Source organism: Sulfitobacter sp. PR48, assembly GCF_028807335.1.
In the GTDB taxonomy this organism is placed as follows: domain Bacteria; phylum Pseudomonadota; class Alphaproteobacteria; order Rhodobacterales; family Rhodobacteraceae; genus Sulfitobacter.
Genome location: NZ_JARAMM010000014.1, coordinates 1 through 16,619, shown reverse-complemented (window position 1 = coordinate 16,619; position 16,619 = coordinate 1). Strand labels below are relative to the sequence as shown.

Annotated in this window: 14 protein-coding genes; 6 read left to right on the top strand and 8 right to left on the bottom strand. The window is 63.2% G+C overall.

Annotated elements, in window-relative coordinates:
* Window positions 1–29: 29 nt before the first annotated feature.
* Both PVW51_RS17640 and PVW51_RS17635 read left to right on the top strand, forming a co-directional pair.
* Window positions 30–1,478: a TolC family outer membrane protein gene (locus PVW51_RS17640; protein ID WP_274576388.1), complete on the top strand. Its 1,449-nt coding sequence runs from the start codon at window positions 30–32 to the stop codon at window positions 1,476–1,478.
* Window positions 1,479–1,552: 74 nt separating this feature from the next.
* A complete protein-coding gene (locus PVW51_RS17635) occupies window positions 1,553–2,578 on the top strand; it encodes a hypothetical protein (protein WP_274576387.1) in 1,026 nt (341 codons plus the stop codon).
* 3 nt (window positions 2,579–2,581) lie between these two features.
* On the opposite strand, the gene PVW51_RS17630 is transcribed toward PVW51_RS17635, so the two are convergent.
* Window positions 2,582–4,039 carry a cobyric acid synthase gene (locus PVW51_RS17630; protein ID WP_274576386.1) on the bottom strand — a complete coding sequence of 486 codons (1,458 nt, stop codon included), beginning with the start codon at window positions 4,037–4,039 and terminating at the stop codon, window positions 2,582–2,584.
* Between the two features lie 144 nt (window positions 4,040–4,183).
* Window positions 4,184–4,504, bottom strand: a complete 321-nt coding sequence (locus PVW51_RS17625; protein ID WP_008228933.1) for a DUF6280 family protein — start codon at window positions 4,502–4,504, stop codon at window positions 4,184–4,186.
* A 220-nt stretch (window positions 4,505–4,724) separates the two neighbouring features.
* Here PVW51_RS17625 and efp point away from each other — a divergent pair, with 220 nt between their 5' ends.
* Complete coding sequence (gene efp / locus PVW51_RS17620) at window positions 4,725–5,288, top strand: elongation factor P (protein ID WP_114272728.1); 564 nt, start codon at window positions 4,725–4,727, stop codon at window positions 5,286–5,288.
* Between the two features lie 72 nt (window positions 5,289–5,360).
* Here efp and ygfZ read toward each other — a convergent pair whose 3' ends face one another.
* Window positions 5,361–6,122: a CAF17-like 4Fe-4S cluster assembly/insertion protein YgfZ gene (ygfZ, locus tag PVW51_RS17615; RefSeq protein WP_274576376.1), complete on the bottom strand. Its 762-nt coding sequence runs from the start codon at window positions 6,120–6,122 to the stop codon at window positions 5,361–5,363.
* A gap of 64 nt (window positions 6,123–6,186) precedes the next feature.
* Here ygfZ and PVW51_RS17610 point away from each other — a divergent pair, with 64 nt between their 5' ends.
* A complete protein-coding gene (locus PVW51_RS17610; protein ID WP_274576375.1) occupies window positions 6,187–6,864 on the top strand; it encodes a TIGR04283 family arsenosugar biosynthesis glycosyltransferase in 678 nt (225 codons plus the stop codon).
* A gap of 273 nt (window positions 6,865–7,137) precedes the next feature.
* Here the strand turns inward: PVW51_RS17610 and PVW51_RS17605 are convergent, their stop codons facing one another.
* Window positions 7,138–8,994: an ABC transporter ATP-binding protein gene (locus PVW51_RS17605; protein WP_269365132.1), complete on the bottom strand. Its 1,857-nt coding sequence runs from the start codon at window positions 8,992–8,994 to the stop codon at window positions 7,138–7,140.
* 142 nt (window positions 8,995–9,136) lie between these two features.
* Between PVW51_RS17605 and PVW51_RS17600 the strand changes: the two genes are divergently transcribed.
* Window positions 9,137–10,345 (top strand): pyridoxal-phosphate-dependent aminotransferase family protein, encoded by a 1,209-nt coding sequence (locus tag PVW51_RS17600; RefSeq protein WP_274576373.1) that lies wholly within the window; start codon window positions 9,137–9,139, stop codon window positions 10,343–10,345.
* Here PVW51_RS17600 and rpiB read toward each other — a convergent pair.
* From rpiB to PVW51_RS17585, 3 genes are read right to left on the bottom strand one after another with little or no spacing between them, the layout of a single operon-like run.
* The gene (gene rpiB, locus PVW51_RS17595) at window positions 10,342–10,791 is read right to left on the bottom strand and encodes a ribose 5-phosphate isomerase B (protein WP_274576372.1); all 450 of its coding nucleotides are present in this window, start codon (window positions 10,789–10,791) and stop codon (window positions 10,342–10,344) included. The genes PVW51_RS17600 and rpiB overlap by 4 nt on opposite strands.
* Before the next feature lie 50 nt (window positions 10,792–10,841).
* Complete coding sequence (locus PVW51_RS17590) at window positions 10,842–11,024, bottom strand: hypothetical protein (RefSeq protein WP_274576371.1); 183 nt, start codon at window positions 11,022–11,024, stop codon at window positions 10,842–10,844.
* Window positions 11,025–11,075: 51 nt separating this feature from the next.
* Window positions 11,076–12,179, bottom strand: coding sequence for a pyridoxal phosphate-dependent aminotransferase (locus PVW51_RS17585; protein WP_274576370.1), 1,104 nt, complete (start codon window positions 12,177–12,179; stop codon window positions 11,076–11,078).
* 134 nt (window positions 12,180–12,313) lie between these two features.
* Between PVW51_RS17585 and PVW51_RS17580 the strand changes: the two genes are divergently transcribed.
* Window positions 12,314–13,102: a crotonase/enoyl-CoA hydratase family protein gene (locus tag PVW51_RS17580; protein ID WP_274576369.1), complete on the top strand. Its 789-nt coding sequence runs from the start codon at window positions 12,314–12,316 to the stop codon at window positions 13,100–13,102.
* 79 nt (window positions 13,103–13,181) lie between these two features.
* Here PVW51_RS17580 and PVW51_RS17575 read toward each other — a convergent pair whose 3' ends face one another.
* On the bottom strand, window positions 13,182–16,241 hold the full coding sequence (locus tag PVW51_RS17575) for a valine--tRNA ligase (RefSeq protein WP_274576368.1): 3,060 nt from the start codon (window positions 16,239–16,241) through the stop codon (window positions 13,182–13,184).
* Window positions 16,242–16,619: the final 378 nt, after the last annotated feature.

Sequence of the window (16,619 nt, the reverse complement as noted above, 5' to 3'; positions counted from 1 at the left end):
CAGACCCGGCGGCGTGCCGGGCCGAGGATATGAGCAGAGAGAAACTCATGATGCAGGTGATTTCCATCCAGAAACTGCGGCGCGCGGCGGGCATTGTCTGTCTTGCGACGGCTCTGGTGGCCGCGGACCGGCCGGCTCAGGCCGAAACATTGGCGGATGCGCTGGTCGGGGCATACAACCATTCAGGGTTGCTGGAACAGAATCGCGCGGTCCTGCGGGCCGCCGACGAAGATGTCGCCGCTGCCGGCGCCGCGTTGAAGCCGGTTCTGCGCTGGACCGCTGACCTGACCCAGAGCTACCGCGATTCGCCGCCACAGGGCTTTTTCGCGACAACAGGCAGTTCCAATTCGCTGAATGCATCGATCAACCTGATTGCCGAGGTGCTGATCTATGATTTTGGCGCCTCGGCCTTCCGCATCGAGGCGGCCAAGGAAACGGTTCTTGCCACCCGCGATTCGCTTTTGAATGTCGAACAGCAGATCCTGTTGCGCGCGGTCAGTGCCTATATGGGTGTGATCGAAGCATCGGAATTCGTGGCGCTGCGCCAGAACAACGTGCGGCTGCTGACGCAGGAGCTGCGCGCGGCACGCGACCGCTTTGAAGTCGGTGAGGTGACCCGGACCGACGTTGCATTGGCCGAGGCGCAGCTGGCGAATGCCCGAAGCGGCCTGGCTGGGGCCGAAGGTGACCTGTTGCGCGCGCAGGAAGAGTACCGTACCGCCGTGGGCCGCAAGCCCGGCCGGTTGAGCGGACCGCCCAAGCTGCCCGCGATCAGCAATGACATCGACACCGCCAAGGGGCTGGCATTGCGCCGCCATCCGCTGCTGCAGTCGGCCCAGCATCAGGTAGCCGCTGCCGACCTGTTGATCCGTGCGAGCGAAGCGGCGATGGCGCCGCAGATCAAGCTCTCCGGCTCGGTCGGCGTGTCCGAGGAATTCGGCAACCAGAATTACAACAACAATGCTTCCATTGGCCTGGGCGTCAGCCAGACCATCTATCAAGGCGGTGCATTGTCATCTGCCGCGCGCAAGAGCATGGCGCAAAGGGATGCGCAGCGGGCCAATCTGCATGTGGTGCGCTTTGATGTCGAACAGGCGGTTGGCAATGCCTATGCCGGATTTGCCTCTGCCAGAGCGCAGCTTGAAGCATCCGAGCGTCAGATTCGCGCGGCACGTATCGCTTTCCGGGGCGTGCGCGAGGAAGCGACGCTGGGCGCGCGTACCACACTGGATGTGCTGGATGCGGAGCAATCCCTGCTGGATGCCCAGTCGACACAGGTTTCGGCCCGCGCGAACCTTTATATCGCCGCCTATTCGATCCTCTCGGCGACGGGGCAGTTGACAGCGGCCAGCCTGGGGCTGCCGGTCCAGATCTATGACCCTGCGGGTTATTACAATCTGGTCAAGGACGGCCCGGCAAAGGAATCCCGGCAGGGGCGTCAACTTGACCGTGTTTTGCGGGCTTTGCAAAAAGACTGACAATTTTCAGCGCCCCATTGTGGGAATCTCTGATCCGCGCTAACCTCCGCGTGAGGAATGAGTGGTAAAAATCTATGTCCGACCCCGTCACAAATGCCGAGGTGGAGGATGTTCTGTCTTCGATCCGCCGTCTGGTTTCTGAAGATAAACGTCCTTTGCAGACCAAAACCCGGCCCGTTGTCTCTGACCGGCTGGTGTTGACCCCTGCCTTGCGTGTTGCAGAGCCCGACGTCGAAACGCCGGACAAAGCTGACGATGCCATGGCGCAGGACTGGTCCGAAGAGGATGCCGCATTCGAGGCGGCCTATGGCGAAGATGCGAGCGATGAAGCCTCGGTCGGGACGGGACCTGCGCCCGATACCGCGGCAGGTGATGAAGCCCTATCCGCCGCGCCGGACGTCGCCGGTGATCCGGATTTCGGTGATATCGAAACAGATCTGGATGACCCGGCCCTCGATTACGAAACCGATCCCTATAATTTCGCCGATGATGCCGACCAGGATGGCGAGGGGGGCCGTGACGACTACGCCTTCGATGACGCATTCCAGGATGCGGACGAGGATGAAGCCGTGGCACCGGGGCCGGATGCGGATGATGATGCCACCCCCGCCCGGCATGACGCCCAGGCCGCAACGCTGAGCGCCAAGATTGAAGCGCTGGAAACCGCAATTGGCAATATTTCAGAAACCTGGGAACCGGACAGCCCGGGTGATGGTGAATATTCCGGCACCGAAGCGCCTGCGATGGCATGGGAAGATGATGTGGAGCAGACGGTCTCGACTGCGCGCCTGCACAACCTTCCCGAAAACCGGGGCGAACAGCCGGATCCCGCCAGCTTCTTCAGTGACCGGAGCGCGGAAGATCAGGCCAAAGCCGACCAGCCTGATGCGGCGGAAGATGCCAAGGCGGCAAAATCCGACGAACGCCCTGTGTTTGCCGAAGATGATCAGTTGCTGGACGAGGAAGCGCTGCGCGATCTGGTCAGCGAGATCGTGCGGGCCGAACTGCAAGGCGCATTGGGGGAACGGATCACCCGCAATGTGCGCAAGCTGGTGCGGCGTGAAATCCACCGCGCCCTGACCGCGCAGGAACTGGAATAACGCTCAGAGCTCGCCTGCAAGCGACAGCAGCAGGTCCACGTCCATGTAGCTTTCGACATGTTCCGCCAGGGTGTCCAGCGTCTTGTCCACGCCAAGATCGAACTGGTGGGATGAGGTGACGCCGAAATCCGCCAGATAGGCGCGGCGGAAATCGTCAGACGTGAAGATCCCATGCATGTAACATCCCTGGACACGGCCATCTTCGCTGGTGGCCCCTTCGGGTGTGCCATCGAAGCACAGCCAGCCCCGCGCGCAGTCAGGGCCGGTGGTTTCCCCGATATGAATCTCATATCCGGACAGGGCTGTGCCGCTTGCCGGATGGGTGCCGGTCTTGAGGGACAGGTGCTTTTTGGGGGCCATCACGGTCTCAATGTCGAGATGCCCCAGCCCGGCCACTTCTGATGGCGGCCCTTCGATGCCATGCGGATCGGCGATCCGACGCCCCAGCATCTGATACCCCCCACAAAGCCCCAGCACATGCCCGCCACGCCGGATATGCGCGGCCAGGTCGATGTCCCAGCCTTCGGCGCGAAAGGCCTCAAGATCGGAAATCGTGGCTTTGGAGCCGACCAGCAGCACCAGATCGGCCTCGGCGGGCAGGGGCGTGCCGGGCATGATCATGCGCAGATCCACGCCCGGCTCGGCGGCCAGCGGGTCCAGATCGTCGAAATTGGCAATGCGTGGCAGGCGCGGCACCGCGATCACGCAGCCCGCACCGCCGGAACGTGCGCGTGCGGGCAGGTCCATCACGTCTTCGGCGGGCAGGCGGTGCGCCTGGTCGAACCAGGGGATCACCCCCAGGCTGGGCCAGCCGGTGCGCCGCGCGATGTCGTCGCGACCGGCGTCAAACAAGCTGCGGTCGCCGCGGAACTTGTTGACGGCAAAGCCCCGCACCATTGCGTTGTCCTGCGCTGACATGACCGCCTGCGTGCCCACGATCTGTGCAATCACGCCGCCCCGGTCGATGTCGCCCATCAGGATGACGGGCACACCGGCAGCATTGGCAAAGCCCATGTTGGCAATATCGCCCGCGCGCAGGTTTGTTTCTGCCGGGCTGCCCGCGCCCTCCACGATGATCAGGTCTATGCCCTTCGCCAGCCGGTGAAAGGACTCCAGCACATGGGGCATCAGCGCCCGTTTGTTCGCGCCAAATGCCGCCGCCTCCTGATGGCCTGCCACCTTGCCCTGAACCACCAGCTGCGCCCCCGTGGCCGACTGGGGCTTCAGCAGGATGGGGTTCATGTCCGTATGCGGTGCCACCCCCGCTGCACGGGCCTGCAGCGCCTGAGCGCGCCCGATCTCGCCGCCGTCTTCGGTCACGGCGGCATTGTTGGACATGTTCTGCGGCTTGAACGGGCGCACCTGCAGGCCCCGGTTCACGCAGGCGCGAATCAAACCGGCCACGATCATGGATTTCCCCACGTTCGAACCGGTGCCCTGGATCATGATGGCTTTGGTCATTTCAGCGCCTTTGCAACTGGTGCGCAAGCTGGCGCAAATCGCGCGGAGGGAAAAGGGGGATGTGGCTTCGGCCCTTCCGCCCCGCGCGAAAAAAAACGCAGCCCTGAGACTGCGTTTGATCTTGTTCTGATAGCGGAGGGAGGATCAGGCCGCTTCGGCCTGCTGAGCAGCATTGCGCCGCTCGGATTCTTCACGGCTCAGGGCGACGGAGGTCCTGACACCTTTTCCAACGAAATCCATGAGCCCGGTCACGACGCGTTCGTTCGGGTCGATGCCGGCACAGCTCAGCACTTCGCGCCCGTCACGTGACCGCGCCCAGCGGGCAATCTGCTCTGGTCCGTTACCGTATTTCTTGTCGTCCGCAATCGCGTCATCAAGCGCTGCCAGTACCACGGCAGCGAAGAGTTTCCTGGCCCGATTTCCTTGCTCGTTATTGAAAGCGGTGCCATCAACGAAATCTTTCATCTCGTCGTCCTTTCTATTATTCTTGCTCTTGTCATTTCGGCGTGCGGCCTCTTATGACGGATATCACTCGATTCGGATACCGATATTTCGCATGTCTCCCATGCAGTGAACGCATGACCTTTCGCGGTTGCAGCATGACCCGCGCTCGCCTTGCAGGGAGCCGATGCGCCAGATATAGGATGCGATGAACATACATCAACCTTTATGACGGTTTTGCAAAATGCCAAAAATCAATGGAAACGAGATCCGCCCCGGCAATGTGCTGGAGCATAACGGCGGCCTCTGGGCAGCGGTCAAGGTCGACCATGTGAAACCCGGCAAGGGCGGGGCCTTTGCCCAGGTAGAGCTGCGCAATCTGCGCAATGGCTCCAAGCTGAACGAACGCTTCCGGTCTGCGGACAAGGTCGAGCGTGTGCGGCTGGAACAGAAAGATCAGCAATTTCTGTATGAAGACAATGGGATGCTGGTCCTGATGGATACCGAAACCTACGAACAGGTGCAGCTTTCCGCCGAGCTTCTGGGCGACCGCCGCCCCTTCCTGCAGGACGGCATGATGATCGTGGTGGAATATCACGAGGCAGAAGCGCTGAACGCCTCACTGCCGCAAAAGGTCGTTTGCAAGATTGTCGAGACCGAGCCGGTGGTGAAGGGGCAGACCGCTGCCAACTCCTTCAAACCTGCCATTCTTGACAATGGTGTGAAGGTTTCCGTGCCTCCCTTCGTCGGCCAGGACGAGGATATCGTGGTCAACACCGAGACGATGGAATACGTCGAACGCGCCTGAGGCGTCAGGCCCTTGACGTGACGTTATGCTGCGCATGCAGCGCAAACCGGTGCGGATCGGGGCGAGGCCCGCTCATTTTGTCATAGCTGAACCCGACCCGTTCCATGTGACCTGGGCGGTATCGGCAGTCATCGGACCCGTGGCGCGATCAAACCTGAGGTAGGCGATGGCCTTGCCATCCGCCTGCGTCAGCAGGGTGCCCGCGGGTTTGTCACCTGACAAAAGCTCCGTGCCCACATCGGCCGATCCTGCGACATCGACCTGTGCCAGACCCTTGCGCAGCGTCGTCTTGTGCCGCATCCGCGCGGTCACTTCCTGGCCGACATAGCAGCCCTTCCGGAAATCGACACCATTCAGACGGTCCAGCCCGGCCTCCAGCACGAATGTATCGGGCGTCAGCTCCACGCCGGTTTCGGGGACAAGATGCGCCACGCGCAGGCTGTCCCAATCGGTTTCGTCATCTGTCTGCGGCTCGGCGCGATAGGCGCGCCAGCCCATCTGCGGATGTCGGGGGTCGGCATAGCCGTCGGGCGGCGGGGTCCCGATGCCGCGATGCAGGTGCAATCCGGTGTCTTCGATCGTGACTGAGGCGCGCAGCTTGTACATCGTCAGCCGCTGCACCAGCATATCGCCCAGGCTCTCCGCGACATCGAGCAGGACTGCGCCATCCTCCTGACCAGTGACAAAAAAGTCGGCCAGATACTTGCCCTGCGGCGTGAGAAGGGCGGCATAGATCGGCCCCTTTTCCAGTTTGCGGATGTCGTTGGTGATCAGACCCTGAAGGAATTCGCGGGTGTCCTTGCCCGACAGGCGCAGGATACGGCGGTTTGTCATGATGGTGTCCTTTCTGCGGTAGCCATGACATATAGCTTCCGTCCAGCGTTCAAAAGGGGGCACCATGCGCGCGCCGATCACGGTCATCATTCCGACATTGAATGCGGCAGACGTGCTGCCGGATTGTCTGACGGCGCTGATGGAAGGGCTGGAGGCGGGGATTATCCGCGAATTGATCGTCAGCGATGGCGGATCGGACGATGCAACCGCCGCGCTGGCACAGGCCTGGGGCGCGCAGGTGCTGCAGGGCGCGCCGTCGCGCGGGGGGCAGCTGCGCCGCGGCTGTGCGCAGGCCAGGGGCGAGTGGCTGCTTGTCCTGCATGCCGATACGCGGCTGCAACCCGGCTGGGCCGATTGCATGCGCCATCACATCCGCAACAGCAGCAACGCCGGGTGGTGCCGCCTGAGGTTCGACAGGGGCGGGCTGCCGGCGCTGTTGGTCAGTGGCTGGGCCAACCTGCGCAGCCGTTTCGGACTGCCCTATGGGGATCAGGGGCTTCTGATTTCAAAGGCGCTTTACGAAAAGACCGGCGGTTTTCCCGACATCCCGCTAATGGAAGACGTGGCAATCGCGCGCGCCCTGCGGGGGCATTTGTCGGGGCTTGATACCGTTGCCGTCACCAGCGCCGAGAAATACCAGCGCCAGGGGTGGCTGCGACGGGGCCTGCGCAATCTGTGGACTTTGCTGCGCTACAGTGCGGGCAGCGACCCGGAGCAGCTGGCTCAGGGGTATCGGCGGTAGGGCAGGTTGATCCGGGAAAATCGCGGTGCAAACCTGCCGGCCGGAGGCTCTGCTGACTCTGCGGTGTCTTCCGGTCTGCGTCGCGTCACATGATGACATGTCATTTTTGACATGTCTCAGAAGACATATCTTGCATGACATGTCATCATTCCGACCATAAGGACGGCTTGGCCATGCGCCTCAGCCAGCCAATCAGCCAGCCAATATGGTCCGCCCGGTAGTCAGCGAAGGCCCCGGCCAGATCGCGACGATCAGCGCACCACCTGGCAATGCTCAGCCGAACAGGCGCTGGCCAATCCGTTGCAGAAGGTTTGGTGCGGCGGGGGCAAGCCCCCGTTCACGGGCCCGCAGCGCCCGCATGCCCCGGATGTCCGACACGGTCTTCCCGTCTTCGAACTGCAAACGATAGAGGTTTGCATAGATCCCGCCGCGCGCCAGCAACTCCTCATGGGTGCCTTCATCCATCACCTGGCCCCGGTCCATCACGATGATGCGGTCGGCGCTGCGGATGGTGGCCAGCCGGTGGGCGATCACGATGGTGGTGCGCCCGGCCGAAAGCCGGTCCAGCGCGTCCTGGACCACCTGTTCAGACTGCGCATCCAATGCGCTTGTCGCTTCGTCCAGCAGCAGGATCGGCGTGTCGCGCAGCAGCGCACGGGCGATCACCACCCTTTGCCGTTGCCCCCCCGACAGGGCAGAGCCGCGCGGCCCCACCTTCGTATCCAGCCCGTGCTCAAGCTTGGGCAGGAAATCGGCCACATGGGCCGCTTTCAGCACCTCCTGCAGGCGCGCCTCGCTGACATCCGTCCGGCCCAGCACGATGTTCTCGCGCAGGGTCTCGTCAAACAGCAGCGCTTCCTGCGTCACCACAGAGAAGAGACCGCGCAGGTCCGCCAGCGTCAGATCCTTGACCGAGGTGCCACCGATGGTGACCTCGCCCTCCTGCGGGTCGATGAGCCGGGTCAGCACGTTGAAAATCGTCGACTTCCCGGCACCCGAAGCCCCGACAAGCGCCGTTGTCTCGCCTTCCTTCGCGGTCAGGGACAAACCGTCCAGCACCTTGGCCTCGCCAAAGGACAGGGTCACATTCTTCAACTTGATATCGGTGCCGGGCAGCGGCAGTGCCTTGGGGTGCTGCGGGTTGGTCTGGGGCGCGGGGGCATCCAAGAGCTCCTTGAGCCGCTCCAGCGCCGCTGCCGCCGTCTGCCACAGCCCGCTGACCCCGCCCAGCCGCCGCAGCGGACTGAAGGTAAAGCCCATGGCGGTGAAAAACGTCATGAACTGGCCAATTGTCTTGTCACCCGAAATGATCTGACTGCCGCCATAAAGGATCACGGCCATGAAACCGATGCCGGACATGATGTCGATCATCCCCGGTATCGCAGAATTGCCAAAGGCGGCGCGGACTTCGGTGGTGATGAACCTGCGGGTCAGGTCGCGGTATTGCCGCGACTGGTATTCTTCCAGCGCATTCAGCTTGATCTGGACGATGCCGTGAAACACCTCGTCCAGCCGGGTTGCCAGATGCGCGCCCAGATCACGCGCTTCGCGGGCACGGCGGCGCACAAAGCGTTGGGCGGCAGCAGCGGGCAGCACCATCAGCGGCACCCCGATGCAGGCCAGGAACGCCCAGACCGGATCAATCGAGATCGCCACCCCCAGCAACACCAGCAGGCCGATGGCGTCGCGGCCGGCACCCGTGATGACCGCGCGCCAGACATCGCCCACGGCATTCACGTCCGATTGCACCCGCTGGATCAGGAAGCCGGGGGGATGCGACTGGTGAAACGCGCCATCCTGGACCATCAGCTTGTCCAGCAGTTCGATGCGCATGTCGGCGGCGGTGCGCTGCGCGATGCGGGTCAGCAATACCTTCTGGATCACCCCGGCAATGGCGCGCATCGCAAAGATGCCGACCAGCACCAGCCCGACCCATTTGAGCGCGCTGCGGTCCCCGGCGACAAAGACCGTGTCGAACATCGGTTCCATCAGCCGTGCCAGAGCACCCAGCGTGCTGCCCTCGATCCCCATGAAGATCATGGCGACGATCATCAGCTTGGTGTGTTTCTTCAGGTAATCCCGCCAAAGCCAGCGCAAAAGCTCGCCCGACGTGTAGGTCTGATCGTTCATATCGACGTGGACGCTCCTTTGGGGCGGTCTGCAGACCTGTGTACGCAACCCATGGGGACAGGGCAAGGCAGGTGAGATATTGACGCCGGATCAAGGGGGCGTAGTGTCGGCCCGATCATAGCTACCACAACAAGGCATACCCATGGCAAAGACTCCGAAACTGGCGCAGGGGCGTCCTTATCTTGCGATTCCCGGACCTTCGGTCATGCCCGACGCGGTGCTGCGCGCCATGCACCGGGCCGCGCCCAATATCTATGCCGGTGAGCTGACAGAGATGATGCCGGGGCTGGTCACCGACCTGAAACGGGTCGCGCGGACGGATCATCACGTGGCCATGTACATCGGCAACGGCCATGCGGCCTGGGAAGCCTCCCTCTCCAATGTGCTTCAGCCCGGCGACAGGGTGCTGGTCCCCGCCACCGGGCGGTTCGGGCTGGGCTGGGGGCAGATGGCCAGAAGCCTCGGGCTGGAGGTGGATATCATCGACTTCGGCAGGCAATCCCCGATGGACATGGACCGCATCGCCGAGGCGCTGAAGGCCGATACGGGCCATCAGATCAAGGCGGTTCTGGCCGTGCATGTGGATACGGCAACCTCCATCCGCAACAACATCGCGGCCCTGCGCGCGGTGCTGGACGATGTGGACCATCCCGCGCTGCTGATGGCCGATTGCATCGCCTCGCTGGGCTGTGACGTCTTCGAGATGGATGCCTGGGGCGTGGATGTCATGGTGACGGGCTGCCAGAAGGGCCTGATGGTGCCGCCGGGCATGGCCTTTGTCTTTTTCAATGACCGGGCGGAGGCGGCGCGCGCCAGACTGCCCCGCGTCAGCTGGTACTGGGACTGGAGCCCGCGCGCCCACCCGGAGGAATTCTTTCAATACCACGGGGGCACCGCCCCCACCCACCATCTTTATGGCCTGCGCACCGCCCTCACCATGATCCACGACGAAGGGATCGAACAGGTCTGGGCGCGCCACCTGATGCTGGCCCGTGCGGTCTGGGCCGCCTGCGAGGCCTGGTCCACGGCCGGCACCTTCGGGATGAATGTCGCCGATCCGGCCAACCGCAGCTGCGCGGTGACCGCCCTGCGCCTGCAAAGCCCGCATGCCACCGAATTGCGCAACTGGGTCGAACAGGAGCTGGGGCTGACCCTTGGCATCGGGCTTGGGATGGCTGAACCCGGCGATCCGGCGCGCGACGGATTTTTCCGGCTGGGGCACATGGGCCATACCAACGGCCATATGATCATGGGCCTTCTGGGCGGGATCGAGGCCGGCATGCGCGCAATGAAGATCGAACACGGCCCCGGCGCGCTGGAGGCGGCAGCAGATGTGATCGCAGGCGCCTAACCTTCCAGCGCCATGATCAGGTCGACCCTTGTGGCATGGCGTCCGCCTTCGAAGGCGGTGTCGAGAAACGCATCGACAATGTCGAGCGCGACGCCATCGCCGATCACCCGCGCCCCCAGGGCCAGCATGTTGGCATCGTTATGCGCGCGGATCATCCGGGCCGAGAAGACGTCAGAACAGACGCCGCAACGAATCCCGGCCACCTTGTTCGCTGCCATCATGATCCCCTGGCCGGTGCCGCAAAGCACGATCCCCAGCGCGCAATCGCCTGACGTCACATGCCGCGCGGCGGCGGCACCGTGGTCGGGGTAATGCGTGCTCGCGGGCGTCTCGGGGCCGATGTCGACCACCTCATGGCCACGCGATGTGACATGGGCGGCAACGGCGCGGCGCAGGTTGATGGCGGCATGATCGCTGGAAAGCACGATGCGGAGGCTGGAGGACATGAGGCAGGCCTTTCGAAAGGGTGTCTGGGGCGCGATGGCCGCGCGCGCCCCTATTGCCGTGTCGCGGCGATGCGATCAATCACCTTGTTCACCATCCAGCCCAGAACCGCTGCCGCGATCAGGCCCCAGATTGCCCAGATCGCCATCAGCACCCACGCCAGATTGACGCCGAACATCACGATGCAGGCCTGAGTGTAGTTCGGGGCAGCGGGACGGTCGTGGGGCTCGCGCATCGGTCTCTCGCAGCTTGATCGTGATCAAGTATATATGCCGATTGCGCCGAGTCAGCCCTTTTCTGCATCCGCCAGCGCGCCCGGCAGCGCTGCGGCAAAGGCATCGAGATCTGCAGGCGTGCCGCAGCTGACGCGAATACAGCGGTTCTGTGGGGCCGCGAAGGGCATGCGCACAAAGATGCCGCGCGCAACCAGACCGTCCAGCACAGCCTTGGCAAAGGCGTGATCCCGACCGCAATCTATGGTGACGAAGTTCGCCGCCGAAGGCAGCGGTGTCAGCCCGTGTCGGCCTGCGATCTGCGCGATCCGGTCACGGGCGGCGGCGATTTCGGCCTGCACATGGGCCAGCCAGTCCGGATCCTCCAGTGCCGCCAGCGCACCGGCCTGTGCCGCGCGGTTCATGCCGAAATGGTTGCGGACCTTGTGGAAGGCGGTGATCAGTTCAGGCGCCCCGAGCGCATAGCCCACCCTTGCGCCTGCCAGCCCGTAAGCCTTTGAAAAGGTGCGCATACGGATGACGCGCGGATCGTCAAAAGGCAGCGGCAGCGCGGTGCCTTCGGGTGCCGTTTCCACATAGGCTTCGTCCAGGACCAGCAGCGTGCCCTCGGGCAGATTGCTCATCGCGGCGGCAATATCGGCACCCCGGTGCCAGCTGCCCATCGGATTGTCCGGATTGGCCATGTAAACCAGCTTGGCGTCCACTTCCGCCGCCCTGGCGAAAAGGCTTTCCGGGTCTTCGCCATCCGCGACGTAAGGCACCTTGTGCAATGCGCCACCGTAACCCGCGACATGGTAGTTGAAGGTCGGATAGGCGCCGTCCGAGGTGACAACCGCATCCCCGGCTGCCACGAAAAGCCGCACGAGATAGCCCAGCAGCCCGTCGATGCCCTCGCCCACCACGATATTCTCCATCGTCGTGCCATGGTGCCGGGCCAGGGCCGCGCGCAGATCGTGGCTTTCGGGATCGCCATACATCCAGTGGCCGGTTTCAGCCATGGCCGAAAGGGCGCGGGGCGAGGGGCCAAAGACATTCTCGTTCGCGCCCAGCCGGGCGGTGAAGGGGCGTTTTTGCGCACGTTCCTGGGTTTCGGGCCCGACAAAGGGGACAGAGGCGGGCAGGGAATGTGCAAGCGGGGTGAGGCGATGGTTTGTCATGTGGTTTGATAGGCCCGGTCGGCGCGCCGGGCAAGGGGGTGCGCGCTGCAGCCCTGCTCCGGAGTGCCGCAGCGTTGGGCTGGCGCGGCGGCGCGGCTTGCGCTCTACTGTCCGAAACCCTGCAGGAGGATGCCATGAGCCGCGTTTCGATCACCTATGAAAATCACATCGCCTTTGTCCGCCTGACCCGGTCGGACAAGATGAACGCCGTGGATCAGGAGATGATCGACGCGGTGATCGCCGCCGGGAACGAGGTCGCGGCATCGGAGGCGCGCTGTGTCGTGCTTTCCGGCGAGGGCAAGGCTTTCTGCGCCGGGATCGACATTTCGGGCCTGTCGGGCATGATCGGAAAGGACCCGGCAGAACTGCTGATGCCGCGCAGCCATGGCAACGGCACCACGAACCAGTGGCAGGAGGTCGCGATGGTCTGGTCCCGCATGGAGATCCCCGTGATCGCCGCCATCCACGGCGTCTGCTTTGGCGCAGGCATGCAACTGGCGCTGGGGGCGGACATCAGGATTGCGGCACCGGATGCGAAATTCGCGGTGATGGAGATGAAATGGGGCATTGTGCCGGACATGGGCGGCATGGTGCTGCTGCCGAAACTGGTGCGCAGCGACGTGCTGCGGCGGTTGACCTATACGGCGGAGCCGATCGGCACCGCACAGGCAGAACGCTGGGGGCTGGTGACCGAGGTGGCCGAGGACCCGCTGGCGGCGGCGACGGCGCTGGCAGAGGTCATCGCAGGCAAGAGCCCCTCGGCTATTCGCGCGGCCAAGCGGCTGATTTCACTGGCGGAGGTTGCCGGCGAGGCGGCGGTTCTGGAGGCGGAATCGCGCGAGCAGGCCGAACTGCTGGGCAAGCCGCACCAGATGGAGGTGGTCGCGGCCGAATTCGGGAAACGCCCCGCTGTTTTCAAGTAGCCGCGGCACCGGAAACATGAAGCGCGCGCCAGGGCGATGGCGCGCGCATGTGTATTTGCCGGAACAATGAAAGAGGGGGTCAGCCCATTTCCGCCAGCCGGTCAAGGGCGGCCTGAAGCTGGTCTGCCTCTTCCTGCCGGGCGTCCAGGTTGGCCTGGGCCTCGGCCACGACCTCTTCGGGGGCGGAGGCGGCGAACCTGGGATTGTTCAGGCGTCCCCTGAGCCCGCCGATTTCCTTGGCCAGCTTGTCCAGCGACTTTTGCAGGCGGGCCTTTTCTGCCGCGATGTCGATGATGCCCTCAAGCGGCAGGCCAAGCGTCGCGGCGCGCGCCGGGATGGAGGCGGTGCCCTTTGGGAAAGACTCGACTTTTTCAAGTTTTTCGACGCCGGCGCGCCGCGCGATCAGATCCTGGTTGCGCTCCCATGCCAGCAGGCCTGCCGCGTCGATTTCCGTATAGACCATCGGCACCTTCAGGCTGCCGGGCACGCCCATGGACACCCGCGCCGAGCGGATGTTCTGGATCAGCGAGATCACCCAGTTCAGCTCCTCGTCGGCCTGCGCATCCACCATTGCGGCGGCGGTATAGGTCGGCCACTCCGCGTGCACCAGCATGCCGGGGCGGTCCTTCTGGCCCCAGAGTTCCTCGGTGATGAAGGGCATGATCGGGTGCAGCAGGATCAGGCACTGGTCCAGCGCCCAGCCATAGGTCGCGCGTGTCTCAGCGATGGCCGCCGCATCGTCGCCGTCAAAGATCGGCTTGGTGAATTCCAGATACCAGTCGCAGAAGGTGCCCCAGACAAAGGCATAAAGCGTGTTGGCCGCGTCGTTGAACCGGTACTGCGCCAGCGCCGCATCGACAGCCTCGCGGGTCTTGGCGATCTCGCCCTTGATCCATTTGTTGACTGTCAGCGTGGTGTCGGGGGGGGTGTCGCTGTGCGGCACCTCCAGCACGCCGTTACGCTCGGCAAAGGCCGTCGCGTTCCAGATCTTGTTGCCGAACTTGCGGTAGCCGTCGATGCGCGCGGTGCTCAGCTTCAGGTCGCGCCCCATGGCGGCCATGGAGGTCAGCGTGAAGCGCACGGCGTCGGCGCCGTATTCGTCGATCAGTTCCAGCGGGTCGAGCACATTGCCCAGCGATTTCGACATCTTCTTGCCCTTCTCGTCGCGCACCAGCGCGTGGACATAGACGGTGTCGAAGGGTTTCTGGTCGACCACGGCATATTGCATCATCATCATCCGGGCGACCCAGAAGAAGATGATGTCAAAGCCGGTGATGAGGACGGAGGTGGGGAAGTATTTTTGCAATTCCTCGGTCTGTTCGGGCCAGCCCAGCGTGCCGATGGGCCAGAGACCGGAGGAGAACCAGGTGTCGAGGACGTCGGGGTCGCGCGAAAGAGTAAAAGTCGTATGGTAAGACTCTACTTGCCCTTCCTGCCCACGGTATGGCTGGGCCTCAGCCATTCGTTGACTTGGTACAAGATTGTTATCAATTGTGATGTCGAATGTACCGGGCCATGTATCGGAGTAGATTTTCGAAGCTTTTTCGATAGCCTCCTCTTCACTTGCGGCGCAGATTGGCTCAAGAGCACCTAGCTCGCGATAAATCCCGTTCATTTTCGGCCCATACCAAACCGGTATCTGGTGCCCCCACCAAAGCTGACGCGAGATGCACCAGGGTTCGATGTTTTCCAGCCAGTGGAAATAGACCTTCTTGTCCTGCTCGGGCAGGATCTGCACGTCGCCATTGCGCACGGCGTCGATGGCGGGGCCGACGATCTTTTTGGTGTCCACGAACCACTGATCCGTCAGCATCGGCTCGATCACCACCTTGGAGCGGTCGCCGAAGGGCTGCATGATCTTCTTGGCCTCGACCAGCGGAATGTCGTCGGTGGCAGAGCAAACCCGCCCGTCGCTGTCGTCGATGGGGCCGGGGATCATCACGGCAAGGCCCTCGGCGGTGATGTCCGCGACCACGCGCTTGCGGGCCTCGAAACGGTCCAACCCGCGATAGGCTTCCGGCACGAGGTTCATGGCGGCGATGTCAGCCTCGGTGAAGTCCTGTTCGCCATTGGCGATGGCCTGGGCGACGGCGGCCTCCTCGGCATAGGGCTTGCCATCGGCGCGCATCGCGCCCTTGGTGTCCATGAGGTTGTACATCGGGATCTTCGCGCGCTTGGCGACTTCGTAGTCGTTGAAGTCATGGGCACCGGTGATCTTGACCGCGCCGGAGCCGAAATTCTTGTCGGGATATTCATCGGTGATGATCGGGATCAGGCGGCGGTGTTCTTTCGGCCCCACCGGGATTTCGCAGAGTTTTCCGACAATTGGCGCATAACGTTCATCCGATGGATGAACCGCCACCGCGCCATCGCCCAGCATGGTTTCGGGGCGCGTGGTGGCGATGGAGATATAGTCGCGCTCTTCCTCGAAGAGGACATTCCCGTCTTCGTCCTTTTCCACATAGGTATAGGTGGCGCCGCCCGCGAGCGGGTATTTGAAGTGCCACATGTGGCCGTCGACTTCGATGTTCTCGACTTCGAGATCGGAGATCGCGGTTTCGAAATGCGGGTCCCAGTTCACCAGCCGCTTGCCGCGGTAGATCAGGCCCTTGTTGTACATGTCCACGAAGACCTTGATGACCGCATCGTGGAAATTGCCCTCTTCGCCCTCGGGGGCGTTGGGGGCGCCGGACATGGTGAAGGCGTTGCGCGACCAGTCGCAGGAGGCACCGAGCCGCTTGAGCTGTTCGATGATCGTGCCGCCGGATTCGGATTTCCATTCCCAGACCTTTTCCAGAAAGGCCTCGCGCCCCATTTCACGGCGCGAGGGTTGCTGGGTCTCGGCCAGCTTGCGTTCAACGACCATCTGGGTGGCGATGCCCGCATGGTCCTGCCCCGGCTGCCAGAGCGTGTCATGCCCGCGCATCCGGTGCCAGCGGATCAGGATGTCCTGCAAGGTATTGTTGAAGGCATGGCCCATGTGCAGCACGCCGGTGACATTGGGCGGCGGGATCATGATGGAGAAGGTTTCGGCACCTTCGCGGGCATTGGCACCGGCCTTGAAGGCACCGGCCTTTTCCCAGGCGGCATAGAGGCGCTTTTCGGCGTCCTGGGCGTTGAATGTCTTGTCGAGGGCCATGCTGATCCATCCTGTCGTCGTTTGGATGCTGATCTAGCGGAGGATGCGGTGAAGGGAAAGGGTGGCGGTACGAGGCTTCTGCGCGCGGGGCGAAACGTGCCCCGATCCCGGCGGCAACATGGGCCGGACCGATACCCTTTGTGGCACATCGGGCATCTTTGCCTCAACGGGACTGGTTTTGTTGAATCTTGCCAAGGGGCGTCGTCACTCAATATTGGTGCAAACGTCAGGCATTTCTGACCCAGGCAGGGCTTATGGAGCGGTGTGGGTCAAGGTCCGACAAGCGGGACTTTGTTGCCATCAAACATGAGCACCCAGGCCCGGAACAAGCCGAAGGCGCCGGGCCATCGCCTGCCCGCCGGTCGGGTAGGCGATTTG

Excerpts from the sequence above, each read along its gene's own strand:
- PVW51_RS17640 (WP_274576388.1), top strand. The coding sequence starts at position 30 with ATGAGCAGAGAGAAACTCATGATGCAGGTGATTTCCATCCAGAAACTG.
- PVW51_RS17635 (WP_274576387.1), top strand. The coding sequence starts at position 1,553 with ATGTCCGACCCCGTCACAAATGCCGAGGTGGAGGATGTTCTGTCTTCG.
- PVW51_RS17630 (WP_274576386.1), bottom strand. The coding sequence starts at position 4,039 with ATGACCAAAGCCATCATGATCCAGGGCACCGGTTCGAACGTGGGGAAA.
- PVW51_RS17625 (WP_008228933.1), bottom strand. The coding sequence starts at position 4,504 with ATGAAAGATTTCGTTGATGGCACCGCTTTCAATAACGAGCAAGGAAAT.
- efp (WP_114272728.1), top strand. The coding sequence starts at position 4,725 with ATGCCAAAAATCAATGGAAACGAGATCCGCCCCGGCAATGTGCTGGAG.
- ygfZ (WP_274576376.1), bottom strand. The coding sequence starts at position 6,122 with ATGACAAACCGCCGTATCCTGCGCCTGTCGGGCAAGGACACCCGCGAA.
- PVW51_RS17610 (WP_274576375.1), top strand. The coding sequence starts at position 6,187 with ATGCGCGCGCCGATCACGGTCATCATTCCGACATTGAATGCGGCAGAC.
- PVW51_RS17605 (WP_269365132.1), bottom strand. The coding sequence starts at position 8,994 with ATGAACGATCAGACCTACACGTCGGGCGAGCTTTTGCGCTGGCTTTGG.
- PVW51_RS17600 (WP_274576373.1), top strand. The coding sequence starts at position 9,137 with ATGGCAAAGACTCCGAAACTGGCGCAGGGGCGTCCTTATCTTGCGATT.
- rpiB (WP_274576372.1), bottom strand. The coding sequence starts at position 10,791 with ATGTCCTCCAGCCTCCGCATCGTGCTTTCCAGCGATCATGCCGCCATC.
- PVW51_RS17590 (WP_274576371.1), bottom strand. The coding sequence starts at position 11,024 with ATGCGCGAGCCCCACGACCGTCCCGCTGCCCCGAACTACACTCAGGCC.
- PVW51_RS17585 (WP_274576370.1), bottom strand. The coding sequence starts at position 12,179 with ATGACAAACCATCGCCTCACCCCGCTTGCACATTCCCTGCCCGCCTCT.
- PVW51_RS17580 (WP_274576369.1), top strand. The coding sequence starts at position 12,314 with ATGAGCCGCGTTTCGATCACCTATGAAAATCACATCGCCTTTGTCCGC.
- PVW51_RS17575 (WP_274576368.1), bottom strand. The coding sequence starts at position 16,241 with ATGGCCCTCGACAAGACATTCAACGCCCAGGACGCCGAAAAGCGCCTC.